Genomic DNA, 25,573 nt, shown 5'->3' on the forward strand with positions numbered 1-25,573 from the left:
TTTTACTCTTTTACAAATCTTTTATTGTCCCGATGATCATTAGAACCCAACCGGCAAGGAAGCACACGCCTCCGATTGGGGTAATTGCTCCTAGAACCCCTATCTTCGTCAAGCTTAAGATATACAAGCTGCCACTAAAGAAGATGATTCCAATCAAGAATAACCAACCTGACCAGGTGAAAAATGAGCTTGCATCCACTTTCCCGAGCAGAATTCCGATTACCAACAGTCCTGCCGCATGGAACATTTGATACTGAACGCCCGTTTTCCAAATATCTAAGTAATACGGGTCTAGCCTATCTTTAAGACCATGGGCTCCAAATGCCCCCAGTGCGACTGCTAAAAAGGCGTTAATCGCACCAATAATGATAAAGGTTTTCATCATACTATCTCCTTTCTTTGTCTAGCTGAGAGCCCCTGTGCACTAAGGAAATCCCCTTAGATTAATCCACACAGGAACAAGCAGTGCTTGTTCCGAAGGCACTTCCGCTTTTCGTATTAAAAGTCAAATAACGAATCTCCGTTTGCTTCATCTTCCATTTCTAGTTTCTTCGGTTGATTTAATGATACTGGCTGTTGAAAAGATGGCTGTGCCATCACAGGCTGATAAACAGGTGTAGTAGGTGGTGATGGTACTTGCAGATTTTGCTTTTCATCTAGTATCAACTCGCATAATATTTTAATAGAGTAGACTTTTTCCCGCAAGTTTTCTTGCTTCGGGCTATTTTTAGCAAGATGTAATTCGTCTTCGATTTTTCTTAATAATTTATCTACTGAAATATTCACGATTTATAACTCCTCTATTTCAATCTCTTACTCATCATACCAAATTCCAAACACATTTAAAAATTCGACACTTTTCAAATGTTTCACGTGAAACATGTCGTTTTGTGAAAATCCCTGCAACTACCCGAGAAATAATCTATCTACCGTTAAATACTGACACCATTACACTTCTTAGACGGGAAATATCCTTTTTTGCCAGCAACAAAAAAATCGCCTTTCAAAATGATTGGCGATTGGTGTAAACCTATTATCCTAAAATTCTTTGGTAAATCGATTTTGCATGGGTTAAATCTTTTGTGCCGTGGATAAGAGCACGGCCATCGTTAAAAATGACCATTCGCTCACTTCCCATTTCTACTGATAAGAGGTAGGGATTCCCCTTTACTGTATAGCCAAGCGAGCCTAGCTGCCCTGCTAACTGTTCAAGTGAAATAGCTCCTTCTTTGGCTGGGCGAATTTGGACCGTATCTCTGCCGCATAAGACTGTCGTCTTTGTCATGTTTTCCTGATCTAGGTATGGATAGGTCCTTTCCTCGCCGCAGGATAAACAGCTGGCAAATTTGGCTTTCCCCATTTTTAAACTGGTATATTGGTTTCGCCATAAATCGAAGCTGACAAACGAGGTTCGGACCGCTTCCCAATCCTCGACAAGCATTTTGAGGGCTTCTGCACTTTGATGAGCTATGACCATTTGGACCGCTGGACCGATAATTCCACCGGTATCGCAGGTTAATCCCTGCATTGGAATACTCCGTAACAGACAGTTTAAACACGGTGTTTTACCCGGTATAATCGAAAAACTCATCCCATAGCTGCCAACACATGCGCCATATATCCAAGGAATCTTATATTTTTGTGAGACATCATTGATTGTCATCCGCGTTTCAAAGTTATCTGTTGCATCAATAATGAGGTCAACATCCCTCACCATATCCTCCAGCATAGCCGGGGTGGCATCACCGATAATTGCATTTATTTCTACATCACAGTTGATTGCCTTAAGGCGTTTTTCAGCGGCCGCTGCTTTCGGAAGCTTTTCAGCCACGTCCTCTTCGGTATATAGCTGCTGGCGTTGAAGATTACTAGCCTCAACATAATCCCTGTCGACGATTGTAAGCCGTCCAACCCCTGCTCGAGTAAGCACTTCTGCATTACCTGACCCAAGGGCCCCAGCTCCAATCATTAATACATGCTTCGATCTGATTTTATCTTGTCCTTCTTTTCCGATCCCTGGAAAGAGGACTTGCCGTGAATATCGTTCATCCATTCTGTTTTCCCCTTTCCAAAATCGACCTTATTCCGGAGGAGAATTCTCCATCCGAGAGTTAAGTGAGCTTATCCGAGAGTAATTCCGCTCATACGAGAGTTAACCTCGCTTATCCGAGAGTATTTCCACTCATCCGAGAGTTAATCCCACTTATCCGAGAGTTAATCCCGACTATCCGAGAGTTAACCTCGCTTATCCGAGAGTTAACCTCACTTATCCGAGAGTAACCCCACTCATCCAAGAGTTACCCTCCACAGCTCAGATCATCCACCGCTAACAGGCGGAATAAACGCGATTTCATCACCGTCTTGAATCACTTCATCATCCTGCGCAAACTCTTCATTCACAGCGGTCATAACAGTATCCAATTTAGGAAGATCGTAGCCCGCAGCCAATTCCTCTTTCAATTCTCGAATCGTCTTACCCGCCGCATCTACCTTAAGAAATTCCTCTCCAACTACGTCCCGCAAATGAGCAAAAAACAATACTTTATTCATTTAAATCGGCCTCCTCTGGTTTTCCGCTTGGGTAGGCTACGGTTTCGAGCTGATTGCCCATCCATTCTTCGCCATCTTCCCAATGTTCTTTTTTCCAAATTGGAACGATTTCCTTTATTCTTTCAATCGCATAGCGGTTCGCTTCATAGGCATCGTTACGATGTGGGGTAGAAACGGCAATGACAACAGCAATATCCGTGATATCCAGTCTGCCAACTCGGTGGGTAATCGCAACTTGGGCACCTTCCCAGCGCTCTTCAATCTCCCTGCCAATTTGCTCTAGTTTCTTCACAGCCATCGCTTCATACGCATCATAAATTAAGAAAAGTGTTTTCTTTCCTTTTGTTAATTCACGAACCGTTCCGATAAACGTGGTAATCGCTCCTGCATTCCGCTGAACTACTTTATCAATAACAGATTGGATATCAATCGGTTCTTTCGAAATTTGAAAATTCATTTTCTGCACCTCTTTAGTCCAAACTCTTTGGCTCGGCATTTTCAACTACTTCGTATCCGCCAATTTTCTCGACCTTCTGCCTAAACTCAAAGGATTGGATAATTTCTATCAATTGTTTGCCGCTTTCACTTTCATAAAAGCTTCTTGTCATCAATAAATCATACTCTTCGTCGCTAACGGGAACAAAATCAAGGTCCATGGCTTTTGCCGCTGGATATATCCCCAGTCCGGCTCCCCGGATATCCCCATTTACTTCCGCCGCTACAGCTAAGTGTGAAAACATTTCACGGTCATACCCTGTAATTTCTTCAGTGGAAATACCATTCTCCTCTAGGAGAAGATCAAAGAGAATCCTTGTGCCTGCCCCTTTTTGGCGGTTAACAAAGTTCGCTTTTTTCTCGGCAATGTCGGTAACTGCTTCAATCCCAAGTGGATTTCCTTTTGGTAAAATCCATCCTTGCTTCCTTTTTAAAAAGGGATAAAGGACTACATCGGTACCGGCTAAAATTTTCTTTACATATGAGAGATTATATTGCTTTGTAATGGGGTCAAGCAAATGAATACCCGCTACATGGGCCTCTCCTTTTCGAATCGCCATAATCCCAGCCATACTTCCAACATGTGCAGAGACTATCTTCATGTCAGCACGTACTCTTTTTAACTGTGATGATAAAAGGTCAATTGTCATATCATGACTGCCGCAGAACATAATCGCATTTTTAATTTCCTCTAATGGCCGAAACAGCTCCACCTCGGCAAAATCACCTTGTTCATAGCCAATTATGTTCGCTGGTACGACAAGAAGGCCATCTGCCCGAACATAGGACATGGTTACACCCGCGGCTCGTGTCAGCGGATTGGCAACAAACTGTCCATTCACATAGCCGATATTCATTCGTACAAAGTCCTCGGCACCCATACCTGAAACAATGCGGCGGCCAAGCTTAACAGTTACGGATTGTCGCTGTGGCTCAGGTAGCTGCAAATACTTGCAAATTAACGGAAGTACAAACCATTCTAATGCTAAATAGGCCGAAACCGGATATCCTGGTACACCAACAACAATTTTCTCATTTATTTTCCCTAACACTACGGGTTTACCTGGTCTTGCTGCCACACCATGGGTAAACACCGTGCCAATTTCGCCAATGATATGGACGGTATAATCTTTGGAGCCTGCCGACGACCCTGCATTAATCACGATAATATCCGAGGTTTCCGCTGCTTCTAATAAAACAGCCTTAATCTTCTCTGGGTCATCCTTCACAATGGAATGAAGTCTTGGCTCCCCGCCCCAATCTTTTACAAAGTTCGCAAATACGGTTCCGTTAAATTCAATAATGTTTCCTGAAGAAAGCTGTGCATTCGCCTCAACAAGCTCATTTCCTGTTGGAATAATCGTGACAATTGGCTTTTTGATAACCGGAATTATAAGCTGCTGACTGGCTAACAGTACACCTAAATCTGCAGGTCTAAAAATATGTCCCTGTGGAAACAGCATTTCCTCCTGAACAATATCTTCACCGATTGGGCGGATATGCTGCCAAGGTATTGCCGGTTCAATAATTTCAATCGTTTCTTCATCAATCATATCGACGTGTTCGATCATAATGACGGCATTATAGGGAGCAGGGATGGCATTTCCTGTATCCACAATAATAAAATCAGTTCCAAGCTTAAGCTGTAATGGACTTTGCTCATGAGCGGTGTATGTTTTTTCAGCGATTACCGCAATCCCATCCATTGCGGAAGCATGGTAATGCGGTGTCGATACATTGGCAAAAATCGGCTCAGCACTTACACGTCCAAGGGCATCACTTGTTGGGATCATTTCGATTTCAAGGGGCAGCTGAAAAGCATCGAGAATTTCTCGCTTCGCTTCCGATCGGGGTTTGTCCTCTAAATATATTTTCCGTTTATAGCGTTTTTGGTTCATTACACGTTCCCCCTTATCGTGTTGCAATCACAGGTACATAGTCTCCCTGTGAAATACCCTCTTTTTCAGAAGTAATCTCAACAATTCCATCACTTTTTACTAGTGTCGTAATCAAACCTGATTTCCCGATAATTGGCTCAGCCCACCATTCTCCCTCTTTCTCGAACAAACGGACCCGAATATAATCGGACCGGCCTGCTGCAGAAGGAATATTTTTCGTGATCCGGGCAAAAATTCTTTCAGGTTTCTTCTCTATTTTTTCACCTTTTAATTTTCTCAGGATTTTTTCACCAAACAGCATGAAAATAATCATCGCTGAAGCTGGGTGGCCAGGCAAACCAATTACAGGTTTTCCATTTGCCATCGCAAAAATCGTAGGTTTGCCTGGTTTGATAGAAATGCCATGAACAAATACACCCGGTGTACCTAGGGACTGAATGACATCTGTCGTGTAATCTTTTGCTCCGACCGAGCTTCCTCCTGAGAGAATTAAGCAGTCCACTTCATCATATAGGCTTTGTGCTTTTTGCTGAAATTCTTGATAGTCATCTTTGACGATTCCGCCATAAACAATTTCAATATTCCATTGTTTTGCGAGACCTGCAATTGTCAAATAGTTGATATCCCGGATTTGTCCTTCTGCTAGTTTTTCTGTTTGATAAGGCACAATTTCATCACCGGATGATAGATACCCAACTTTTAGTTTCCTATAAACTGTAACAGAGCTAATTCCTAGTGAAGCAATCGCGCCTAGCTCTTGGGGCCGAAGTCTTGTTCCTTCCGAAAGAAGAATTTCTCCTTCAGTGATATCTTCACCTGCACGAATAATATTTTCACCAGGTGCAACCGGCTTATAGGTATTTAATAAACCATCATGGTCTTCACAATGTTCAATCATGATGACGCTGTCACAACCTGGTGGAATCATTCCGCCTGTCGGGACGTAAACCGCTTCCCCTTGACCAACAGGTATAGAAGCAGACTCACCCATTTTCACTTCGCCCACCACCGTTAGAAATCCCGGCATCGAATCGGATGAGCCATAAGTGTCTTTTGCTTTAACTCCGTATCCATCAACCGTTGAGCGGTCAAAGCCTGGGACATTTTCCTTCGCGGTGACAGGCACCGCTAAAATATAATCAAGTGCGTCTTCTAATGAACGCTCTTCCGTATGTGTTATGTGGGGGATCTTTTCTTCTATCATTGCAATGGTTTCTTCGACTGTTTTTACCTTGAAAAATTGCACTGTGCTTTACACCCTTCCCATCTAATCAGCTTCTAGCCACTTTTTTGCGTCCTCATATTCATGTGGATGATTCATATTGAAAAAGACACGCTCTATGTCTATATTACTATAATCCTGTAAATCTTTTTCAGATAAATAAAGAACGTTTAAATGCTCGAGCAGATGTTTTATCGGAAGATGTCCATTTTCAATACATTCTTCAATTTGATTTACTGTCTTCTTTTGAAAAACACCACATAAGGTTTGCATTTTCCCATTAATAACGGGCACTAAGGCATCATAATGGTCAATCTTTTCCGCAAGGGCCGCTGCAAGTTCTCCAGACACAAACGGCATATCACACGCTACAATGAAATTCACATCATAGTTAGAAGCAGATAAGCCAGCATGAAATCCAGCCAGCGGTCCCTTTTCTTGATAGTGGTCGGACACCATTTTTACCCCTAAGCATTCGTAGGCGTCCTTATCATTGGTAACTACAATAATGTCATCAAAATATACCTTAAGTGTCTCCACAATTCTTTCGATGGTTGTCTTCTCATTTAATTTTAAGAGAGCCTTGTTCGTGCCCATTCTGCTTGATTTTCCACCTGATAAAATAATAGCCGCTGCTTTCATGAACATGCACCTCTTAATTCGTTTGTTTGGTTTCACCCACTGCTTGGTAGCCTTGTTCTTGGGCTACAAAATCAAGATGAATACTGTTTAAATCCAGCATTGCAGCTGACGGCTTGCTGAGGTATTGTCTTGTATCAATTACTTTAATATAACCTGTGCACTTGTCGCAGACTTGGATTTGGGAGGAAGCTTCGCCCTCAATCGTTAAGAACTGAATGGTTTTATGATCGTCATTACCACAGTGTACACATTCAATCCTTTTGGCATTCCAATGAGCAAGGCAGCGCGGACATGTCATTACTTTTTTCCCTTCATCCTCAAGAACCGCAAGTCGTGCAGGCTCACCGCAAACTGGGCAGCCAGCCCCAGGGACAGCATGAGTAATTTCGTGCTGAATTTTTTCTGCTGTTAACTGCAAATATGGTCGGAGTGCGGTCTCAGCAAGAAATTGCGGAATCCATTCTTCCAGCCCATTTTCTTCAGCAAAACTAGCAAAATAAACACTGTTAAACGAAAAAGCTTCATCAATCCAACGTATGACTGTTGCTTCGTTTAATAGGGCACTTACCCCAGCAAGTTTTGTTTCAAGTTCAGGATTATGTTTGATTAAAAGCTCATTTATCTCCTCTATCCACTGTTGGAATAGTGTAATTTCGAAATTAATAGACGTTAATGCCGCTGCAGGCACTCCTGCTGACATAGCTGTTTTATCGAGGTTAGGAATAATCGATTCTGGATTAATACTCTCTTTCCAATTCGCTTGAAGTGCTATAATTTCCTTCTGTAACTTCTGATATTCTTTTGAAACAACGGATTTTTTCATCGTTGTGCACCTCTTTTAAAATTTATAAAGCAATGGCTGTCCTGTTACAGACAGCCATTTTGTTTATTCATTCTTTCAATGGCTGTTTGTCTAGCTACAGCGCCTAGGGGCTCGGGTCATAAGCTTGTCTAGTTTCGGCTCCTTGGGACTCGAGTCATAAGCCGCCCCCTGAAGAAGGCAAAGAGCGCCTTCTTGCAGGGTTCGTCTTATGCCTTCGTCCCAGAGCAGTCGCCTCCACATTTCCGACAATCCATCAAGAAGGTTAAAGAGCAACCTTCTCGCCGGCTCGTCTTATGCCTGTCGCCCCTGGTCAAGGCGCTTCCGCTTTTCGTTTTCACGCGCCTTTTTTCTTTTTCTTGTTCGGTGTACCTGGTGTTCCAGGTGTGGTTGGATGGTGTGAATCGTCTAGTTTAGGGAAGTTGCCTTTTGCTACTTCTTCATCATACCAGTCTGGATAGTGTTCGTGTGCCCACCAAGCTGGTACTTCCCCAGTAATAACACCAGAATATCCCGGTTTAGAGTTTTTGTGAATAACAGATAGATAAACATGTCCTACGACTACCGCTATAGCAAGGCCGAAACCAACGTTGTGCAGTAAATATCCCCATTGTACTACAGCTTTAGGGAAAAATTGCGGGAACCACATTGGAAAGCCTGAGCCGATAATTAAGATCGCCGTGACAATCTGGATGATTGAGTTAATCTTTTCACCCGCATTAAAGAATGTTTGCCTTACGTGTTTGAAATTGAAACCGAAAAGCTCCTTTACGAATTCAGTAAAGAACTCAAGATCTCGCTTTTTCCAAGTAACAAGCTCCTTCATCCAAAATTTAAAGCCTTTGAAGTCGAAAATAACCCAGATGAACGTTGGTGAAATGAACGCTACGGCAAATATTCTATGAAGGAGGCGTGCTCCTTCTGGTCCGCCAAGAACAGGATACAGCCAGTCGAAAAACTCTGTATACATTGGCAGTGCAGTGATGTAAAGGGCAAAGAATGAAATTGCATTTACGGCATGCGCCCAAACAAACGCTTTAGAGAAACGCCTTACTTTAACTGTCGACTTTTGAGGTTTACTCATGGTGTTCACCTCCGTCTTCGTTTTTACCGTTTTTCTTCTTACTAATAATCGTATTCGTAATGAAAGCTCCGACAACTGCCATTGTGGTAGCCCCAATCATCATCTTACCAATTGGCTGCGCATAGTCTTTCCAGATAACAGCAGATGTAGGCACTTTTGGATTTTCAGGTAAGCCATATACAGATGGCTTTTCTGCTAATACATAAACCGTATGTGTACCGCCAACGCCTTGTGGATTATACACTTGAGCGTTTGGATAGCGGTCTTTAATTTGTTTCACGCGCTCTTCTGCTTTCTTGATCATAGCTGCTTTGTCGCCGAATTCCATGGCTCCTGTATGACAGGTTGTTACACAGGCAGGCTGTAAGCCTTCTTCCAAACGGTCTGTACACATTGTACATTTATTCGCCTTACGGTACTTGTCGCCATTTTTATCGACATATTCCTTAAGTGAAATGACTTCAAATGGGCAGTTATTAACACAATATCCACAGCCTACACATTTTTCATGGTCAATCACCACTGTACCAAATTCAGTGTAGCTAATGGCATCCTCCGGGCAGACCTTTTCACAAGCAGCATCTGTGCAGTGGAAGCATGCTGAGTGACGGAATAGGTAATCAAGGCCGCCCTTTGAATTTTCATGCTCGATATATTGTAATACGTTCCAGGTATAAGCTGTTGTCTTCGCATGTGATTGAGCACTGCCTAGGAAATCCTGCGGCTCAGCCGGAAGGTCATTCCAGTTCTTACAGGCCACCATACAGGCGCGACAGCCATCACACTTGGTTACGTCAACAAACTTTACATATTCAGTAGCCATTAGTCAGCCCTCCTTACGTCACAGAGGAATGCCTTATATTCAGGAATTGTCGTATTTGCATCCCCGATATGAGGCGTCAGGCGATTTGCTGTATCCCCAGTTGCGATTCCTTTATAACCAAAATGCCATGGCATTCCGATCTGATGGACATTTTTGCCATCGATCTTATGAGGCTTAAAGCGTTTTGTCACCATCGCGTACGCTTTTACCTCGCCGCGGGCGGAGCTGACAATCACTTTATCTTTGTTCTTGATACCTTTTTCTTTGGCTAACTCTTCGCTTATTTCGATATACATATGTGGTACAAGCTCTGATAACCATTCTTGGTTACGTGTCATCGTTCCAGACTGCCAATGCTCACTTACCCGGTAGGTTGTTGCAACAATCGGGAAGTCGGCCTTAAAGCCGCGCTCATTGAATTTACCGTCAAATAATTGAATGGCTGGGTTAATCTCTTGGCTGGAGAACAGATTCTTAATTGGGCTCTCAAATGGCTCATAGTGTTCTGGCAATGGACCATCATTTAATGTTGGAGCGAAAACTCCTCCTACGCCATCATTCATCATGATAAATGGATCTTCAAAACCTGCATCGCCAGGCTTTCTTGTTGCCACAAAGTCAGGTACGTCTACTCCAGTCCATTTACCTTGGACAGCATCATACCAGACAACCGCTTTATCTTTGTTATATGGCACCCCGTTTGGATCACATGAAGCGCGATTATATAGAATACGGCGGTTCATCGGCCAAGCATATGACCAGTTTAGGTACAAACTCATTCCTGTATCTTTTTTATCACGGTTTTTCGCACGGTTCTTTCCTTCTTCAGGGTAGAAACCGCAGTAAATCCAGTTGCCTGAACATGTTGAACCGTCATCTTTTAGGTTACCAAAGCCCGCGATTAACTTTCCTGTATTCACATCATAGCCATTAATTTCTTTACATACTAAATCGATATCAGGATGGTGCCCTTCACCATAGTTCCAGTAAAGTGCATGGATAGGGGCAGCTACTGGACCCGCTTCATTTTTATATAAACCTTTAATTTTTGTTGCAAGCTCATGGATGATTTCCAAGTCAGCCTTTGAATCGCCAAGCGGCTTAATGGCCTGCCAGCGGTACTGCATCCAGCGAGAACTGTTCGATACGCTTCCTTCTTTTTCATAAGAAGAACATGCTGGCAGTAAGAATACTTCTGTATTAACCTTAGATGGGTCATTGCCAGCCTCTTTTTGCCAGAACGCTGAAGATTCAGTCTCCCAAAGGTCAACTGCCACTAACCACTTCAAGTTGCCAAGAGCTTCTTTTTCTTTACCCGCGTTCGGACCGCCGACAACTGGGTTTGTTCCAAATAAGAATGCTCCTTCGAGCTTACCATCATACATTGCCTTAAACAGGTTAATATGTGAATAGTTTTTATTGCCTTTTGGCAGGTATTGATAACCAAATTCATTTTCTGCTGTAGCATTCGGTCCATACCATGCTTTTAACAAGCTGACAATGAACTTCGGTTTATTGCTCCAGTAACCTGTTTTTGGTGTTTCTTTTTCTAAATGTCCTGCTAATGTCGCATTCTTAACATCTGTAGAGGTAGGAGCATTCAAATATCCTGTTAAGTTACCATATAGCAGCCCGAAATCTGTTGAACCTTGAACGTTAGATTCACCGCGCATTGCGTTCACTCCGCCGCCTGGCAAACCAATATTCCCTAGTAGAAGTTGAATGATGGCAAATGCACGAACGTTTTGTGTACCAACTGTATGCTGGGTTGTACCCATTGCATACATGATGGTTCCTGCTTTACCGACTTGACCAGTGGCACAGAACGCCTCATATACTTTTAATAAGTCTTCTTTTGGTGTTCCTGTAACTTTTACAACGGTGTCAACATCATAGCGTGAATAGTGATTCTTCATTAATTGAAAAACGGATCTTGGGTGTTCTAAGGTGAAGTCTTTCACCAGATTTCCTTCGGCGTCTTTTTCATACGCCCATTGTGTTTTATCGTAAGCGCGCTTATCTGCGTTATATCCTGAGAATAAGCCGTCTTCGAAGTTGAAGCTAGTGTTTACAATAAAGCTAGCGTTTGTATATTTAGCAACATACTCTTTGTGGTAAAGATTATTGTCAAGCGCATACTTGATCATTCCGCCCATAAACGGAATATCAGTTCCTGAGCGTAATGGTGCATAAATATCAGACATTGACGATGTTCTTGTATAACGAGGGTCAACACTGATAATCTTTCCACCATTCTCTTTTGCTTTTGTTAACCATCTAAAGCTGATAGGATGGTTTTCCGCAGGGTTTGCACCCATAATCAACGCACAATCGGTATACTGCACATCATTCCAACTATTCGTCATTGCTCCACGACCAAATGAAGGTGCCAGACCGGCAACCGTAGAACTATGTCATATTCGTGCCTGGTGCTCTAAATAGGTAACACCAAGCCCTCTCATCATTTTTGCAAGCAGGTATGTCTCTTCATTATCAAGAGCTGCTCCGCCAAGGCTGGCAATTGCCTCGGTCTTATTTACAGTCATGCCATCTTCCGTGACGACAAATGTCTTGTCACGCGTTTCTTTCACTCGTTTGGCAATGGTTTCATACATCCATTCCCAATCTTTTTCTTCCCACTTATTGCTGCCTGGTGCACGATAAAGCGGTTTCTTAATACGTTTTTCAGAAGTATATAATTGTCTAATTGTTGTACCCTTGCTGCATAGCTTACCTTCGTTAATTGGGTTATCCGGATCCCCTTCCGTATAAACCACGGTGTTGTCCTTGGTATGGACTAAGATTCCACAGCCCACGCCGCAAAAGCAGCAAATGGTTGGTGTTACAGTTGATTTGGCAATTTTAAATTCTTTTGTCGCTGCATGGGCTTTTTTATTATCAAAGCCTAGCTCAACAACAGCCAATGTTGCCGCAGTAGCTCCTGACAACTTTAAAAATTGCCTGCGGTTTAAGTTGATTTCAACCATTTTTCTATCTCCTTCCCAGAATTGAATAAGAACATCCCTTTTTTTATCTAGTTACAGCTTGTTCGGTTATTCCTTTGTAACAAAAAATCGTAACAAAACGTAACAATTCCTTATTTGTTACCAGGTCCACCTCCTTTACTTGATTTTTATAACCAATAGATTTTTGAAAAGCGCCATATTAAAGATAGTCTTGATAGACCATATCTTTTCAAAATCTTTCCTTCTATCGTTGTCATATTACATTGATTCTTTTTCGGATAGAAAGCTGTGATATACGCCAGATAGGTTTTACCATTCCGTTTCGTATATTTAACAAAATCTCGATGATGAAAACCATTTACAGATTCTACCTTTTTACTAGACCTTTTTCTCATGGTTTTTATGATCCAATTTTTCAATTCACATTGATCAGACTGTACCTTTAAATTACAAATAACAATGCCATCATTTGCATGCGACTTCTCAATGCCCCAATCAATCCGTTTATTAGCTGTGTTCCCTCCTGTTGTAAGGGATAAAGGGGCTATTTTTATTAACTCTCTCTGGATATAGAATTTTCCCTGCATGACATACATGGCATCGTTATATGAGATATTTTTGCCCTTTATTTTTTTAAGGAGCCTTTCACTATGGTTTAACTCATCGCCGGTTACATAATCATGACATGTTCTACATAGGGTTATAAGATTATCAATAGAGTTACCGCCATTTAATCGTCTTGGAATAATATGGTGAACTTCCATTCTCGCGTTTGTCATTCCACAATTCTGACAACAGTTGTGGTCGCGAAGTACAGCTGCTTTTCGAATGTTTTCATCTAATCGATTGCTCCGTTGATATTCCCATTTGTAGGGTTTATGACCCTTTTCCAATAAGCGGATATCGATTAAGACATCTTCTAAAAAAATATGATCGATTCGGATCCATTTCTGGAGTTGGTTGACCACTCGTAAAATCGAATCTTTCTTCTGCCTAATACTAGGAGGAAGCCGTCCTTCTTTTTTAGAAGAGAATCGGTTGTTAAACCGCGCTGGTCGATACTTTTTGTGATATCTTCGGAAACGGCGATACCCTCTTCTAACCGTCATTTTTTCTTTTACATCTGTTCGAAGTTCAATCGTCCCTTTGAAAAGGGGTTTGTTTTTTCTTTTACATTCTTGTACCAAAGCAATACCTACATACTTCGAACCATCATCAATTCCCAGATGAATGGGCGTAGAATCGATTTTGTCTATAGGAATTTCCTTTTTCAGTTGGATAACTATTGGTAATTTGTTTTTCAAGATTGCTTTTTGTTTCCGAATCAAATACCATGCACGATTTTCTCTTGTTGGAGATAACTTGTTGCCTTGCGCATCTAACACAAAACAATGGGTCATTTCTGACCAGCCTCCATTACGGGTATTTTCCTCCTTGCCAAAGTCAATGGACAGGACATGCTATTTCGGTGTTTGGTTTCCAAACCCTAGGAAACGGTCTTCCTTATAGCTAACAGAGCAGCGGACTGGCGGTCACATCCACAGGTGTTTCTTTACCTTATCTATTAACGAAGTTCATCGTGCTATTCCCTTTTCAAGAAACTACACTCACTTAGGCTTGAGAGCACGAACCAGTCTCATACAAAATGATTGGGTTTCATTTTAGTATGATTTAGATCATTTTGTTACGATTTTTCACTGACTGTTTCGAGCTCCCTTCAATGCAGCTCTACAGCGGGTACTTCCACTAAATCATTTTGAACTCGACCTGTTGAGGTATAAATATTGGCCATCTTCCCTCGTAAATAGCCAATTACCTCGATATTCAAATATTTTGCCAGTTGAACAGCCTGTTTGGTGGCTGCTGTTCGCGAGCCAATAACAGGAAAACCAAATTTCGCTGCTTTGGAGAGCATTTCATATGAAACCCTTCCGGTTGTTAGTAAAATCAACCGTTCAGGCTGTAACCCATTTCGGAGTGTGTGGCCAATGATCTTATCGACTGCATTGTGCCGGCCAATGTCTTCACGGACGGTAATATTGCCTGCTTCATCTACAATACAGGCTCCATGCATTCCGCCAGTTTCTAAATAAAACGGTGAATTTTGAGCAAATTCACTTCGTTTTTTTAATAAATAGCTCAATTTATAACAGTGCTCGGAAGAAACTCTTTGAAAGTTTTTAACATCTGTCATCGAGAAAAATGTTACGCCGCGTCCGCAGCCAGCCGTGTAGTGTTTCTTCTTAGTAAATAACTCTTCTTCATTAAAACCATTCAGAAGTGAGACCTGGATACTGCCTATTTCTTCATTTATATGGATTGATTCAACCTCACTCGCTTCCTGAATAAAACCTTCAGAAAACAAATAACCATAGGCCCAATCCTCTAAATCGTGTTTCGTCAATTGAAATACAGCAATCTCATACCCATTTAAAACTAAGGTGATGGGATATTCATCAGGACATCCTTTGCGGTGCATTGTTTTCCCTCCTTTCAGGAATAACCTGCTTAGCGTTTTAATTGTATTCATGTTGCCATGCCTTCTCAGCGACAAATGTCACAGCAGTCTGCACAAAAATTGTAATAGTCTCTACTCTTTAAATTTATAATAAATATGGATGCCTTTATCACGAGACTTTGTCGGTACTAAGTCATTTTTGTGTCGAATTAACGAACTTTTTTGTAAAAAAACTACCTTATTACTACCAAAGGATTGTTAAACCAACATATGTATGCGTTTTCAATTATTCCCTCTGTATCCTTAGTACCATCCTACGATGAGTCCTTTTTCTCAGAAGTAAGATTTATCACATATAACCAACTAAAGACCAGAAAAGCGCTTAATTGTCATTCATTTGACAAAATCATTCAAATTAATTTTTTACTATATTTTCAGGTTTGATTTATAATAATGAATAGTGTTTTTCAAGAATTGTTAGGGGGATTATACATATGACAATAAAAAAAGTTATGACCATTGCCGGTTCTGATACCAGCGGGGGCGCAGGGATTCAAGCAGATTTAAAAACATTCCAAGAGCTAGGCGTGTACGGAATGACTGCCTTAACGACCATCGTTACGATGAACCCAAAGGATTGGCACCACAGTGTGTTTCCCATTTCCGTTGAGACGTTAAAACCACAAATCGATACCGTCCTGTCTGTAGGAATCGACGCGATGAAAACAGGAATGCTCGGTACTGTTGAAATCATTGAGCTAGTAGCAAAAGTCATCGATGAACAAAAATTGAAAACCGTGGTTATTGACCCTGTCATGGTTTGTAAAGGCGAGGATGAGGTATTAAATCCAGAAACAACTGATGCCATGCGTGAGCTGCTTCTACCGCGTGCCTTGGTTGTGACACCAAACCTGTTCGAAGCTGGCCAATTAGCACAAACAGGCCCAGTTAAAACATTGGAACAAATGAAGGAAGCTGCTATCAAAATTCATGACCTAGGTGCAAAATATGTGGTTATTAAAGGCGGCAGCAAGCTTTTAACCGAAGAAAAATCCATTGATCTTTTATATGATGGTAAGGACTTTACTATTTTTGAATCAGAGAAGATTGAAACGAACTTTACCCATGGTGCAGGATGTACCTTCTCCTCTGCGATTACAGCAGAACTGGCAAAAGGTAATTCTGTGGTAGAAGCAGTTGAGGTTGCAAAAGACTTCATTTCTGCCGCTATCAGCCAAGGCTTCCGTTTAAATGAATTCGTTGGACCAACTTGGCATGGTGCCTACCGCAGGGCAAAAACTGAATACTGTACTGATTGTTAATATTTTAAGCCATTCCCATCGAATGGCTTTTTAATATTTCGCCTAATGCATAGATTTCGCTTTTTTTAAGTGATTTTAGTATGATAGATACATTATTAAATACACTTTGTTTTTGATTACATACCGCATGGGGAAAGGAGAAAGAAGTTATGGAGCCCATTAAAAATCACCTCCAGGTTCAAGAAGCGATTAACAGATACGCGAATCAGGATGTTTATATTCACCTGGAAACAACCAACGGTGCCTATGCATCCCATCATGATCAAACCTTCTTTTCAGCAGGTGCTTATATCCGAAATGCCCTTGTTCGCTATGAACTAGGAAAAATCATTGGGACAGACCCCTATCGTGTTGGATTAAAAATAAATCTTGGCTGGATTTACGCGGAAGGCTTGACTCATTTTGAAATCGATGAGCAAGATCGTTTGCTGCTAGCGGGTCATGATAACAAAGGAAAACTCGCAGTTGCCCTTGAAATCAGCCCTACCCCATTTGAGTAGAGGAAAGGAGGAGCCTTATATGGAAAAAGAACGTCATGTATTAGTCATCTTTCCACATCCAGATGATGAAGCTTTTGGAGTATCTGGAACCATCGCCACACATATTCAAAATGGTACGCCTGTTACCTATGCTTGTTTAACACTAGGCGAGATGGGGCGCAATATGGGGAATCCCCCTTTTACTAATCGAGAAAATCTCCCAAAAATTAGAAAAGAAGAGCTTAAAGCAGCTGCTGCGGCTTTAGGTATTCAGGATTTACGAATGCTTGGTTACCGTGATAAAACCGTTGAATTTGAGGATGATGAAAAACTGGCAGACGCTATGTTGTCACTCATTAATGATGTAAATCCATCGCTGATTATCACATTCTATCCTGGCTATTCTGTTCACCCTGACCACGATGCCACAGGCAGCGCGGTCGTTAGGGCAGTGGAGAAAATGCCTGCAGCCGCAAGGCCGAAATTGCACTGTGTTGCTTTTTCCAATAATTGTGTGGAGGAGCTTGGCGAGGCGGACATCGTCTATGATATTAGTGCCGTTGCCGACAAAAAGCTCGCTGCGATTCGTGCTCACCGTTCCCAGACGGAGCAAATGTTTGGCGACGTAACCGAAAAATTGAAAAACCAAGATCCACAAATGATGGTGTGGATTAATAATGAACGGTTTTGGACGTATAAATTTGATAAATAAATTTGCCTTTTTCATAAAGGGCCTTGATGAAGGACAAATCCCCTGCGGTTTCATCGAGTTTTGTCCTTCAGAGCCCCCTATAAATCAAACCCCTTCGCCAAAAACATAGACGAAGGGGTTTTTTAATAGGCTGTTTTCATCAGTGCACATAGTTTACACATATCCAGGATGATAATTTTCCTTGATTTCATTTCGATGATTTCTTCTTTTTTTAACTTCGAAAAGATGCGGCTTACGCTTTCGCGTGTCGTGCCTACTACTGTCGCAAACTCCTGTATAGTCAAAGGAATCTCAATGTTCCATCTCGTAGAGCTGGTATTAAATTTATTTCCTAACCGCTCCAGCGTCTTTATTGTCTTCGCATAGACATCTAATAAAGCCACGTCCCGTAAGGTTGAGGTCATTTCACGCAGCGAATCACTCATGTATTGGATCATTTGGACAGCAAGCTCAGGGTATTCATGAAGCCCCTTTTCTAGTTCTCCTTTATCTAAATAGAAAAGCTGGCCATCTTCGAGCATGGTGGCGGTTGCTGGATAGAGCTCAGAGGTTTTAGAAAAAAGACAAGCCTCCGCAAAAACATCCCCCTTTTGTTTCATACAAACAATGATTTCATTTCCACTTTCATCTTGCTTTGTCAGCTTGACCGCCCCGGAATGAATAAAAAATACCCCTTTGGCCGCTTCATCTTCACAAATCACTTGTATTCCTTTTTTAACATTTAACGTTTGAATCCGATTTGCTACAAGATGAATGGAGTTTGCGGATAGATCCTTAAAAATGACAATTTTCCGCAAAAAATCTTCCATTTTAAACTCCTTTACTCTACCTGACGTCTGTTCTTGTAAAGCATGTACAGGTCTCATTTTGCTCCTCCCTTCATTTAAATTGCTGTGATTGGACATATATGTATCTTTATTGTAGTTACTATTTTCACATCTCGAAGTGATTATCTTCACAAAACGTTCATTTTTTAAACCCTTGTCACTTCAAGCCCCTTCACAAAACGTTCAAAGTTGAGCAAAAAGATGTGCGGTACATCACATTTTAAAGCTTGAATTCTTATTAGGATGAAGTTGTTGAATAGACAGAAGGAGGGGGAAGTATGAATAAGGCGATTATCAGCTTTGTCGCTAGTATTATTATTGGTTTTGGTCTTGGTTACCTGGTGTTTGGTGTTGTCTTGGGAGATTCCGATAAACAGCCCCAGGTCGCGCAGACAGAAGCAACGGAAGAACCGGCCACAACGGATGACCAAAAGAAAGAACCAGAAACGGTTGCAGTCGATGAAGCCAATATCCTTAATAGTAAAGGCTGCCTAGGCTGTCACGCTGTTGATAAACTTGGATTAGAAGGCGGGGCAACGGGTCCAGACCTTTCAAAAGCTTTTACAGAGGTTGAAGGAAAACATGGAAAGTCACTTGATGAATTCTTAAAAGAACCAACATCTGCGGTTATGTCCTCTGTTATTGGCGGTAACCCATTAACAGATGATGAACGTACGCAAATATTGGATATGTTGAAGCAGGCATCTGAAAAATAATAAGGTGGTGTAATAAATGAAGAAATGGGTTCCAATTGCCTCTGGTTTACTAGCAGGCTTTGTAGCAGCAACGATTACATTTGCTGATTTTTCAAAGAGTACGAACACTCAAGTTGCCTCTAGCAGCAACAAAAGTGACGCTGAGAAGGTTTATGTTCCTTTCGGTGAAAAAGACGATTACTACTTATTCGCATCAGGCGGACACTCTGGTCAGATGTTTATCTATGGTGTTCCATCCATGCGGCATATTCGAACAGTACCGGTTTTCTCACCAGACTCTGCAACAGGATATGGATTTGACGAGCACACAAAAAAATTGATGGGTGACTATACGTGGGGAGACCTTCATCACCCGGCATTCTCCGAAACAAATGGTGATTATGACGGTAAGTATATGTTTGCAACGGACGTAGGAAACAGCCGTGCAGCCGCCATGGATTTAGAAACGTTCACGGTAAAAGACATCATTAATGTTCCGAACACAAGCGGCCCGCACTGTGCGGCGTTCGTTACGCAAAATACTGAGTACATGTTCCTGCCGACACGTTTTGCCGTTCCAATCGGCTCTGAATACAAGTCTTTAGACGATTACAGCGAGCAGTACCGCGGTGTCATGTCAGCCGTAACGTTTGATCAAGACAAGGACAAACTGAATATCGCTTACCAAGTGGCTCTGCCGCCATGGTCATACGACTTATCAGACGCTGGTAAGAAAGGCTCTGCGGATTGGGCAGTTATGACTACTTACAACACAGAAGAAGCAACAACGAATCTAGAAATTAACGCTTCACAAGCTGACCGTGACTATATTGTTCTTTTTAACTGGAAAGAGCTTGAGAAAATGGTCGCAGACGGGCAATACGATGAAGTAACTGGACAAAAAATGATTTTCCCTGAAAAGCATAAAGGTGGCATTTACCTTGTACCGGTTGCGAAATCACCGCACGGCGTAGACGTAACACCTGATGGAAAACATTTTATTGCTTCTGGTAAACTTGCACCTTCGATGACAGTATTCTCTTTTGAAAAAGCATTTGAAGCTGTTAAAAACCAAGATTTCTCTGGCGAACGTAACGGTATTCCAATCTTAAAATATGAATCTGTTATGGAAAAAGAAGTAAACCCTGAAAACGCGTTAGGACCGCTTCACACTCAATTTGATGATAAAGGCATGGCTTACACAACCATGTTCATTTCTTCAGAAATCGTAAAATGGGACCCAAAAACAGGTGAAACATTAGATCGTGTACCTGTTCAATATTCACCAGGACATTCTGTAGCCGCTGAAGGTGATACAGTTTCACCTGATGGAAAATGGCTGATTGCCTTGAACAAAATTGCAAAAGACAGCTATTTATCAGTTGGACCATCACATCCTGAGTCTATGCAATTGATTGATATTAGCGGCAAAATGAAGGTGATTCAATCTTCACCAGTTAACCCAGAGCCGCACTACGCTCAAATTATTAAAGCCGATAAGATTAAAACGATTGAAGTATACCCGAAGGATGAAAGTAATAAGCTTGCAACTTATAAGCAGGATCAGGCGAGAATTGAACGTAATGGAAACGAAATTCATGTCTATGGCATCGCCATGCGTTCGAAATTTATCTTTGACGCGAAAGCAAAACGTCCTGATGTGATTGAAGTCAATCAAGGAGATAAGGTCTTTATCCACTTAACGAATACGGATTTTGATGAGGATATTACCCATGGATTTGCCATCAACAGCTATAACCTGAACATCGAAGTTCAGCCTGGCCAAACAAACACAATAGAATTTACTGCGGATAAAGCAGGTACATTCCCGCTTTATTGTACTAACTTCTGTTCTGCATTACACCAAGAAATGACCGGCTACTTCCTTGTAAAGCCTAAGAATTAATCCGAAAAGCTGCAGCACCTTGGTGCTGCAGCTAGACAAAAACGTTGATGGGTATCAATTGATTCAATTGGTACCCTTCTCCGTTTAGAAAGGACTTGTTTTACATGAAAGGCAAAAAATTATCGCTACTTTCTTCCTTACTGATTGCGCTGGCAGCGGTCTTAATTGTTGCTTCTGTTTTTTTTCCTTATTGGAAAATGGTCTTCTATGCTCCTCAATACCCGGAAGGTTTAAATATTATTGTTTTTCCAAACAAGCTTGAAGGTGAAATTGATATTGTAAACGGATTGAATCACTATATTGGCATGGAAAACTTCAGTGAAGAGAATTTCCCTGAATTGAACTATCTTATCTATATTATGATTGGTTTAGCCGTTATTACGCTTATAACCGCTATCCTTCGAAAAAAGGTAATACTTTATAGTGTTATTGGTCTATTTGGGATTCTCGGTATTCTCGGAGTGTATGACCTCAGCCGGGCCCTTAAAAAGTTCGGGACCAATTTAGATCCAATGGCTCCTATCAAAATCGACCCATTTGTACCGCCGATTTTAGGTCATAATACAGTTGCCAACTTTGTTACTGAAAGTATTCTTGGATACGGTACCTATTTCTTGATTGCAGCCTTTATTTTATTATTGATTCCGTTATGGAAGGATCGAAAAAGATGAAAAAGTTACTGCTCTTTCTATTCATTTTCTCTATCACATTTATCATGAACCCCGAGGAAAATAGTGCTGCCGAAAACTTGCAAGCCATGATCGACAGCTTGGAAGAAGGAGCAGTTTTGAAGCTTGAAGATAAAACGTATGAAGGGAATATTGTCATCAACAACCCCCTTACCATCATTGGCTCGAACAAAACCGTGATTAAGGGCGACGGTACGGGCAGCGTTATCGCCATTAAGGCACCAAACGTGACCCTTCGTAAACTGAACGTTTCCAACAGCAGCATGGATCGCAACTCTGCTGAGGAGTATGCAGGGATTAAAATTCATACAGACGGCAATGTGTTAGAACACATCAAGATTTCTAATTCCTTTCACGGAATCTATTTAAGCCAGGCACATGATAATAAAATTACACATGTTGATATAACTGGAATGGGCAAAGGTGAAATTGCTGCACAAGGCAATGGGATTCATGTCTATTATTCTAACAGGAACATCTTAGCTCATAACACCATTGAGGGTACTCGTGATGGCATGTTCTTTGACTATGCGAACAACAATGAAAGCTATCAAAATAATATTAGTGATACACGGTACGGTCTGCATTACATGTATTCCGATGAGAACATATTTAGGGACAATACCTTTACGATGAATACGGGCGGCGCTGCGGTCATGAATTCGAACCGACTGCTGCTAAAAGATAATCAATTTATCGTCAACTATGGAAACCAATCATTTGGATTATTGCTGCTTCAGGCAAATGATAACCGAATAATTAACAATACATTTTACATGAACCAACGCGGTATTTACATTGATCAAGCAACAAGGAATACCCTTAAAGGCAATAAAATTTCACAAAATCAGATCGGGATTGAGCTTTGGGCCAGCTCCAATGATCAGATTTTTACGGAAAACCTAATCACAGAAAACACTATTCCAGCTGTGACAATAGGAGGAACCAGTGAAACAAATTTCTGGAGTGAGCACGGTAAAGGAAATGACTGGGGAGATTCTTTCCCGCTCACAGACTTGAACCAGGATGGGATTGGAGACTTTCCGATCACCTACCGCTCATCACTCTATCAACTAATGGAAGACCAAGAACTATCCTATTTATTTTTAAAAAGTCCAGCACTTGCTATCTATGAAAAAATGAATGCAGTATTGGTGGACGAAAAAGTAATGTTTAATGACCCGCATCCGCTGGCTGCCGCAAAAGGAAAACAGAATATCATACTTTACCTAGCCTTAGGGCTAGCCGCGGTGCTGATTTTAATAAGGGCATGTTATCGTAATTTATTGTTAAAATCCTAAAGCCGATTTTAACGTGGAAATAGTATTTTAGCGACGTTGTTGAGTTTGCATGCTCTTTTCTCATTAATTATCACATAATTCAATGAGGATAATCTAAACCATCATAATGATATTCAAATAGTTACAATGTTGAGAAAAGAGACTTACTAAAAGGGAGACAAATACCATGCATTACATTTGGAAGGAATGGAAAGAAAATATAAGAGGAAAAGGATTATGGCTCGCCTTAAGTATCATTGTTCTCATTTCAGTCAGTATCTTGTTTCGTTCCACTGCCCTTTCATTTGATAAAGGCTTTTATGTCCTCTTACTGAATTTGTTTGATACGATTATTTATTTTATTCCGATCCTTTGCTTGTTCATCGGCGCCTTTTCTATCTTTCAGGAAAAAGAACAAAAGACGCTGATCATGTTATTAACAAAGAAAGATAGTTATACCAGCTTTTTGCTAAGAAAAAGTCTCGGGCTGTATACCATCGTTCTTGTTCCGATATTAGCTTGGTTTTTTCTCTATTTATTATTCCTAAAGTTTAATTTTCAACTTGATATGAAGGCCTATATTACGTTTATATTGGCAATCGTAATCATGTCACTTGTGTTTCTGCAAATCGGGGCGGCGATAGGCAGCTTTAGTCGTTCGAGAATGCAAATTATTGGCTACACGATTTTTGTCTGGTTTTACTTTTTCTTCTTACATGACTTTATCTTGCTGTCCTTTTTACCGGATGTTACCTATGAAAATGTAAAAATATTTTCAGCGGGGTACTTCTTAAATCCATTACAGTCTGTTCGGATGTTCCTTGAGACCGGCATGGGTGTTTATTCCTTTGGTCACATGTCCCGGCTGCTTCAAGCCTTTATGTGGACCAAACCGGTATTCTTTTTGATTGGAAATCTCATATTCTGGCTGATCGCGTCCATCTCGACAGCGATTGTGTTTCACCGTAAGGAGGGCTTTGAATGATTACAGTAACCAATCTAAACCAATCCTTCGGGAAAAAGGTAATTCTCGAGTCTATCAATATCGAAATTAACAAACATGAAATATGTGCATTGGTCGGCCGTAATGGTGCTGGAAAGTCGACGTTTATTAACAGCCTTCTGGGCCTTCTTCCTGTTAAACAAGGGTCAATTGCTATTAATGGTGTTCAAGTGACGAAGAAGAATCATGATTGGAAAAAGGCGATTGCCTATCTTCCTGAAAAATTTCAGCTGTATCCGATGCTGACTGGCCTTGAGAATATCACCTTTTTTGCGGAAGCAGTCGCAAAGACCGCTGACCAAAATCGTATAGAATCTGTTCTTAAATCGGTTAGCTTGTGGGATGACCGCGATGTACAGGTGAAAAAGTACTCTAAAGGGATGCTGCAGCGCCTTGGATTAGCGATTACTCTTTATCAGGATTCCAGCATTTTGATTCTTGATGAACCGACAAGTGGGATTGACCCAATGGGACGTAAGGAAATTTTAGAAGTGCTAAAGTCGCTTCATGATAAAACCATCCTTCTTTCCTCCCATCATCTTGATGAAATCAAACAGGTTTGTACACATGTTGCCTATCTAAATAACGGAAAAATGGAGAAATACACTGTAGGAGAATTCCTACAAACACATAATCTTGGAGGGATTGAAGCATGAAAAAAGCGATGAGGCTGACCGTACTGCTATTCTTAGCTGCACTTGCAGGCTGTAGTGCCGACCCTGAATATACGATTGAAGTAACAAAGCCGATCTACCAACAGCCAGATAAGGAAATGCCCTTTGAAATCAAAGTAACAGAAAACGATAAAGCCGTAACAGGGCTTGATGTTTCAGCTGTTTTTTCCATGACCAATATGGACCACGGCACCACTGAGGTAGACCTGACTGAAGGAGAGGATGGCACCTATACAGGTAATGTTGAGCTCCCGATGACTGGTAAATATGAAATAATCTTTACATTGGATAATGATGGAAAAAAGGGTGAAGAGGTTATCACGCAGGATATTGTAAAACCAGAAGGTGTTGCTTCAATTAATGGAGAATGGATTACCAACGAAGATATGGATTTTTACAAGTTTATTAATTATCTCCAGCTTGCCATCAATCGTGAAACCGATCAAAAACGTTACACAGGTGATCAATTAAAGGAAGCATTATCGTACTGGGATTCACAAGAAAAGATGGTGGATGATCAAAATCAATTACTCACACAAATCATTCGCCTCCGCTCCATGGCCATGCTCGCAAAAGAAAAGGGGCACACCGCTGGCGAAGCGGAAGTCCAAGCAGAAATCAATAAGGTTCGCGATCAATACAACCAATTTGAATCAGCTAAGGCGATGATCAACGAGTACGGAGAAGAGAAGTTTTGGAAAATCGAAGAGCAGCAATATCAGCTAATCGTCCTATCTCAAAAAGTGCAGCAAGACATCATTGAAAAAGTAAAAAAAGAAAACCCAAAAATGGGCCAACAAGAGATCTACTTCCAAGCCCAAAAACAATACGAAGAACTCCTCGTCTCACAGGTTAACTCTTTGAAAATAGATATTCTTTAATGGGTGTATTAATGGGTGACATTAATGGGTGCCTGTCACCATTTATGCAAAATCTGCTAATTATTCAGTCCATTTTGCATAAATGGTGTATACAAAAAACGCTGCATAACAGCGTTTTTTTGTATATTTGGTGCCTGTCACCGCAGC

The 25,573-nt window shown here is 41.2% G+C and carries 25 protein-coding genes and 1 pseudogene; 10 read left to right on the top strand and 16 right to left on the bottom strand.

The genetic code is table 11. The features are described from left to right. Positions 1-10: 10 nt before the first annotated feature. The 15 genes and pseudogenes from AC2TFD_RS29705 to fdhD all read right to left on the bottom strand — a co-directional run bounded on the left by AC2TFD_RS29705 (position 11) and on the right by fdhD (position 14,979). Positions 11-382, bottom strand: coding sequence for a DUF423 domain-containing protein (locus AC2TFD_RS29705; protein ID WP_335569576.1), 372 nt, complete (start codon positions 380-382; stop codon positions 11-13). Between the two features lie 116 nt (positions 383-498). Next, positions 499-786 carry a YwdI family protein gene (locus AC2TFD_RS29710; protein ID WP_484674669.1) on the bottom strand — a complete coding sequence of 96 codons (288 nt, stop codon included), beginning with the start codon at positions 784-786 and terminating at the stop codon, positions 499-501. Positions 787-1,033: 247 nt separating this feature from the next. Continuing rightward, positions 1,034-2,053: a thiazole biosynthesis adenylyltransferase ThiF gene (locus AC2TFD_RS29715; protein ID WP_484674670.1), complete on the bottom strand. Its 1,020-nt coding sequence runs from the start codon at positions 2,051-2,053 to the stop codon at positions 1,034-1,036. Positions 2,054-2,316: 263 nt separating this feature from the next. After that, positions 2,317-2,550 carry a molybdopterin converting factor subunit 1 gene (gene moaD, locus AC2TFD_RS29720; RefSeq protein ID WP_484674671.1) on the bottom strand — a complete coding sequence of 78 codons (234 nt, stop codon included), beginning with the start codon at positions 2,548-2,550 and terminating at the stop codon, positions 2,317-2,319. After that, complete coding sequence (locus AC2TFD_RS29725; protein ID WP_484674672.1) at positions 2,543-3,007, bottom strand: molybdenum cofactor biosynthesis protein MoaE; 465 nt, start codon at positions 3,005-3,007, stop codon at positions 2,543-2,545. Before AC2TFD_RS29725 ends, moaD begins: the two co-directional genes overlap by 8 nt. Before the next feature lie 13 nt (positions 3,008-3,020). Next, positions 3,021-4,943 carry a molybdopterin biosynthesis protein gene (locus AC2TFD_RS29730; RefSeq protein WP_484674673.1) on the bottom strand — a complete coding sequence of 641 codons (1,923 nt, stop codon included), beginning with the start codon at positions 4,941-4,943 and terminating at the stop codon, positions 3,021-3,023. A 13-nt stretch (positions 4,944-4,956) separates the two neighbouring features. After that, complete coding sequence (locus AC2TFD_RS29735) at positions 4,957-6,189, bottom strand: molybdopterin molybdotransferase MoeA (protein WP_484674674.1); 1,233 nt, start codon at positions 6,187-6,189, stop codon at positions 4,957-4,959. Between the two features lie 21 nt (positions 6,190-6,210). After that, entirely contained in the window at positions 6,211-6,807 is a 597-nt protein-coding gene (gene mobA, locus AC2TFD_RS29740; protein WP_484674675.1) for a molybdenum cofactor guanylyltransferase, read from the bottom strand. A gap of 13 nt (positions 6,808-6,820) precedes the next feature. Then, positions 6,821-7,630, bottom strand: a complete 810-nt coding sequence (locus tag AC2TFD_RS29745; protein ID WP_484674676.1) for a formate dehydrogenase accessory protein FdhE — start codon at positions 7,628-7,630, stop codon at positions 6,821-6,823. Between the two features lie 334 nt (positions 7,631-7,964). Further along, positions 7,965-8,711, bottom strand: coding sequence for a formate dehydrogenase subunit gamma (locus AC2TFD_RS29750; RefSeq protein WP_484674677.1), 747 nt, complete (start codon positions 8,709-8,711; stop codon positions 7,965-7,967). After that, a complete protein-coding gene (locus AC2TFD_RS29755) occupies positions 8,704-9,534 on the bottom strand; it encodes a 4Fe-4S dicluster domain-containing protein (protein ID WP_484674678.1) in 831 nt (276 codons plus the stop codon). Before AC2TFD_RS29755 ends, AC2TFD_RS29750 begins: the two co-directional genes overlap by 8 nt. After that, positions 9,534-11,936: pseudogene (gene fdnG / locus AC2TFD_RS29760) on the bottom strand (formate dehydrogenase-N subunit alpha); the annotation flags it as partial. The gene AC2TFD_RS29755 and the pseudogene fdnG, both read right to left, overlap by 1 nt. Positions 11,937-11,948: 12 nt before the next feature. Then, a complete protein-coding gene (locus tag AC2TFD_RS29765) occupies positions 11,949-12,521 on the bottom strand; it encodes a twin-arginine translocation signal domain-containing protein (RefSeq protein WP_484674679.1) in 573 nt (190 codons plus the stop codon). A 146-nt stretch (positions 12,522-12,667) separates the two neighbouring features. Further along, on the bottom strand, positions 12,668-13,900 hold the full coding sequence (gene iscB / locus AC2TFD_RS29770) for an RNA-guided endonuclease IscB (RefSeq protein ID WP_484674680.1): 1,233 nt from the start codon (positions 13,898-13,900) through the stop codon (positions 12,668-12,670). Positions 13,901-14,217: 317 nt separating this feature from the next. Then, positions 14,218-14,979: a formate dehydrogenase accessory sulfurtransferase FdhD gene (gene fdhD, locus AC2TFD_RS29775; RefSeq protein ID WP_484674681.1), complete on the bottom strand. Its 762-nt coding sequence runs from the start codon at positions 14,977-14,979 to the stop codon at positions 14,218-14,220. A 473-nt stretch (positions 14,980-15,452) separates the two neighbouring features. On the opposite strand from fdhD, the gene pdxK reads away from it, so the two are divergent. The 3 genes from pdxK (at position 15,453) to bshB2 (ending at position 17,471) form a co-directional block, all read left to right on the top strand. Further along, the gene (gene pdxK / locus AC2TFD_RS29780; protein ID WP_484674682.1) at positions 15,453-16,280 is read left to right on the top strand and encodes a pyridoxine/pyridoxal/pyridoxamine kinase; all 828 of its coding nucleotides are present in this window, start codon (positions 15,453-15,455) and stop codon (positions 16,278-16,280) included. A gap of 149 nt (positions 16,281-16,429) precedes the next feature. Next, a complete protein-coding gene (locus tag AC2TFD_RS29785) occupies positions 16,430-16,780 on the top strand; it encodes a YojF family protein (protein ID WP_335508802.1) in 351 nt (116 codons plus the stop codon). A 19-nt stretch (positions 16,781-16,799) separates the two neighbouring features. After that, complete coding sequence (gene bshB2 / locus AC2TFD_RS29790) at positions 16,800-17,471, top strand: bacillithiol biosynthesis deacetylase BshB2 (RefSeq protein ID WP_484674683.1); 672 nt, start codon at positions 16,800-16,802, stop codon at positions 17,469-17,471. Between the two features lie 122 nt (positions 17,472-17,593). On the opposite strand, the gene AC2TFD_RS29795 is transcribed toward bshB2, so the two are convergent. Next, complete coding sequence (locus tag AC2TFD_RS29795) at positions 17,594-18,337, bottom strand: Crp/Fnr family transcriptional regulator (protein WP_484674684.1); 744 nt, start codon at positions 18,335-18,337, stop codon at positions 17,594-17,596. A 239-nt stretch (positions 18,338-18,576) separates the two neighbouring features. Here AC2TFD_RS29795 and AC2TFD_RS29800 point away from each other — a divergent pair, with 239 nt between their 5' ends. From AC2TFD_RS29800 to AC2TFD_RS29830, 7 genes are all read left to right on the top strand, one after another. After that, positions 18,577-19,014: a cytochrome C gene (locus AC2TFD_RS29800; protein WP_484674685.1), complete on the top strand. Its 438-nt coding sequence runs from the start codon at positions 18,577-18,579 to the stop codon at positions 19,012-19,014. 16 nt (positions 19,015-19,030) lie between these two features. Then, a complete protein-coding gene (gene nosZ, locus AC2TFD_RS29805) occupies positions 19,031-20,899 on the top strand; it encodes a Sec-dependent nitrous-oxide reductase (protein ID WP_484674686.1) in 1,869 nt (622 codons plus the stop codon). Between the two features lie 104 nt (positions 20,900-21,003). Continuing rightward, positions 21,004-21,570 (top strand): hypothetical protein, encoded by a 567-nt coding sequence (locus tag AC2TFD_RS29810; RefSeq protein WP_335508792.1) that lies wholly within the window; start codon positions 21,004-21,006, stop codon positions 21,568-21,570. Next, entirely contained in the window at positions 21,567-22,889 is a 1,323-nt protein-coding gene (gene nosD / locus AC2TFD_RS29815; protein WP_484674687.1) for a nitrous oxide reductase family maturation protein NosD, read from the top strand. Before AC2TFD_RS29810 ends, nosD begins: the two co-directional genes overlap by 4 nt. Before the next feature lie 166 nt (positions 22,890-23,055). Next, complete coding sequence (locus AC2TFD_RS29820) at positions 23,056-23,853, top strand: ABC transporter permease (protein WP_484674688.1); 798 nt, start codon at positions 23,056-23,058, stop codon at positions 23,851-23,853. After that, positions 23,850-24,527 (top strand): ABC transporter ATP-binding protein, encoded by a 678-nt coding sequence (locus tag AC2TFD_RS29825; protein WP_484674689.1) that lies wholly within the window; start codon positions 23,850-23,852, stop codon positions 24,525-24,527. The genes AC2TFD_RS29820 and AC2TFD_RS29825 overlap by 4 nt, the downstream gene beginning before the upstream one ends. Continuing rightward, on the top strand, positions 24,524-25,426 hold the full coding sequence (locus AC2TFD_RS29830) for a FixH family protein (RefSeq protein WP_484674690.1): 903 nt from the start codon (positions 24,524-24,526) through the stop codon (positions 25,424-25,426). The genes AC2TFD_RS29825 and AC2TFD_RS29830 overlap by 4 nt, the downstream gene beginning before the upstream one ends. The last annotated feature ends 147 nt before the right edge of the window (positions 25,427-25,573 follow it).

It is taken from the genome of Neobacillus sp. plas4 (assembly GCF_057221695.1).

Excerpts from the sequence above, each read along its gene's own strand:
- AC2TFD_RS29705 (WP_335569576.1), bottom strand. The coding sequence starts at position 382 with ATGAAAACCTTTATCATTATTGGTGCGATTAACGCCTTTTTAGCAGTC.
- AC2TFD_RS29715 (WP_484674670.1), bottom strand. The coding sequence starts at position 2,053 with ATGGATGAACGATATTCACGGCAAGTCCTCTTTCCAGGGATCGGAAAA.
- moaD (WP_484674671.1), bottom strand. The coding sequence starts at position 2,550 with ATGAATAAAGTATTGTTTTTTGCTCATTTGCGGGACGTAGTTGGAGAG.
- AC2TFD_RS29725 (WP_484674672.1), bottom strand. The coding sequence starts at position 3,007 with ATGAATTTTCAAATTTCGAAAGAACCGATTGATATCCAATCTGTTATT.
- AC2TFD_RS29730 (WP_484674673.1), bottom strand. The coding sequence starts at position 4,943 with ATGAACCAAAAACGCTATAAACGGAAAATATATTTAGAGGACAAACCC.
- mobA (WP_484674675.1), bottom strand. The coding sequence starts at position 6,807 with ATGAAAGCAGCGGCTATTATTTTATCAGGTGGAAAATCAAGCAGAATG.
- AC2TFD_RS29745 (WP_484674676.1), bottom strand. The coding sequence starts at position 7,630 with ATGAAAAAATCCGTTGTTTCAAAAGAATATCAGAAGTTACAGAAGGAA.
- AC2TFD_RS29750 (WP_484674677.1), bottom strand. The coding sequence starts at position 8,711 with ATGAGTAAACCTCAAAAGTCGACAGTTAAAGTAAGGCGTTTCTCTAAA.
- AC2TFD_RS29755 (WP_484674678.1), bottom strand. The coding sequence starts at position 9,534 with ATGGCTACTGAATATGTAAAGTTTGTTGACGTAACCAAGTGTGATGGC.
- AC2TFD_RS29765 (WP_484674679.1), bottom strand. The coding sequence starts at position 12,521 with ATGGTTGAAATCAACTTAAACCGCAGGCAATTTTTAAAGTTGTCAGGA.
- iscB (WP_484674680.1), bottom strand. The coding sequence starts at position 13,900 with ATGACCCATTGTTTTGTGTTAGATGCGCAAGGCAACAAGTTATCTCCA.
- fdhD (WP_484674681.1), bottom strand. The coding sequence starts at position 14,979 with ATGCACCGCAAAGGATGTCCTGATGAATATCCCATCACCTTAGTTTTA.
- pdxK (WP_484674682.1), top strand. The coding sequence starts at position 15,453 with ATGACAATAAAAAAAGTTATGACCATTGCCGGTTCTGATACCAGCGGG.
- AC2TFD_RS29785 (WP_335508802.1), top strand. The coding sequence starts at position 16,430 with ATGGAGCCCATTAAAAATCACCTCCAGGTTCAAGAAGCGATTAACAGA.
- bshB2 (WP_484674683.1), top strand. The coding sequence starts at position 16,800 with ATGGAAAAAGAACGTCATGTATTAGTCATCTTTCCACATCCAGATGAT.
- AC2TFD_RS29795 (WP_484674684.1), bottom strand. The coding sequence starts at position 18,337 with ATGAGACCTGTACATGCTTTACAAGAACAGACGTCAGGTAGAGTAAAG.
- AC2TFD_RS29800 (WP_484674685.1), top strand. The coding sequence starts at position 18,577 with ATGAATAAGGCGATTATCAGCTTTGTCGCTAGTATTATTATTGGTTTT.
- nosZ (WP_484674686.1), top strand. The coding sequence starts at position 19,031 with ATGAAGAAATGGGTTCCAATTGCCTCTGGTTTACTAGCAGGCTTTGTA.
- AC2TFD_RS29810 (WP_335508792.1), top strand. The coding sequence starts at position 21,004 with ATGAAAGGCAAAAAATTATCGCTACTTTCTTCCTTACTGATTGCGCTG.
- nosD (WP_484674687.1), top strand. The coding sequence starts at position 21,567 with ATGAAAAAGTTACTGCTCTTTCTATTCATTTTCTCTATCACATTTATC.
- AC2TFD_RS29820 (WP_484674688.1), top strand. The coding sequence starts at position 23,056 with ATGCATTACATTTGGAAGGAATGGAAAGAAAATATAAGAGGAAAAGGA.
- AC2TFD_RS29825 (WP_484674689.1), top strand. The coding sequence starts at position 23,850 with ATGATTACAGTAACCAATCTAAACCAATCCTTCGGGAAAAAGGTAATT.
- AC2TFD_RS29830 (WP_484674690.1), top strand. The coding sequence starts at position 24,524 with ATGAAAAAAGCGATGAGGCTGACCGTACTGCTATTCTTAGCTGCACTT.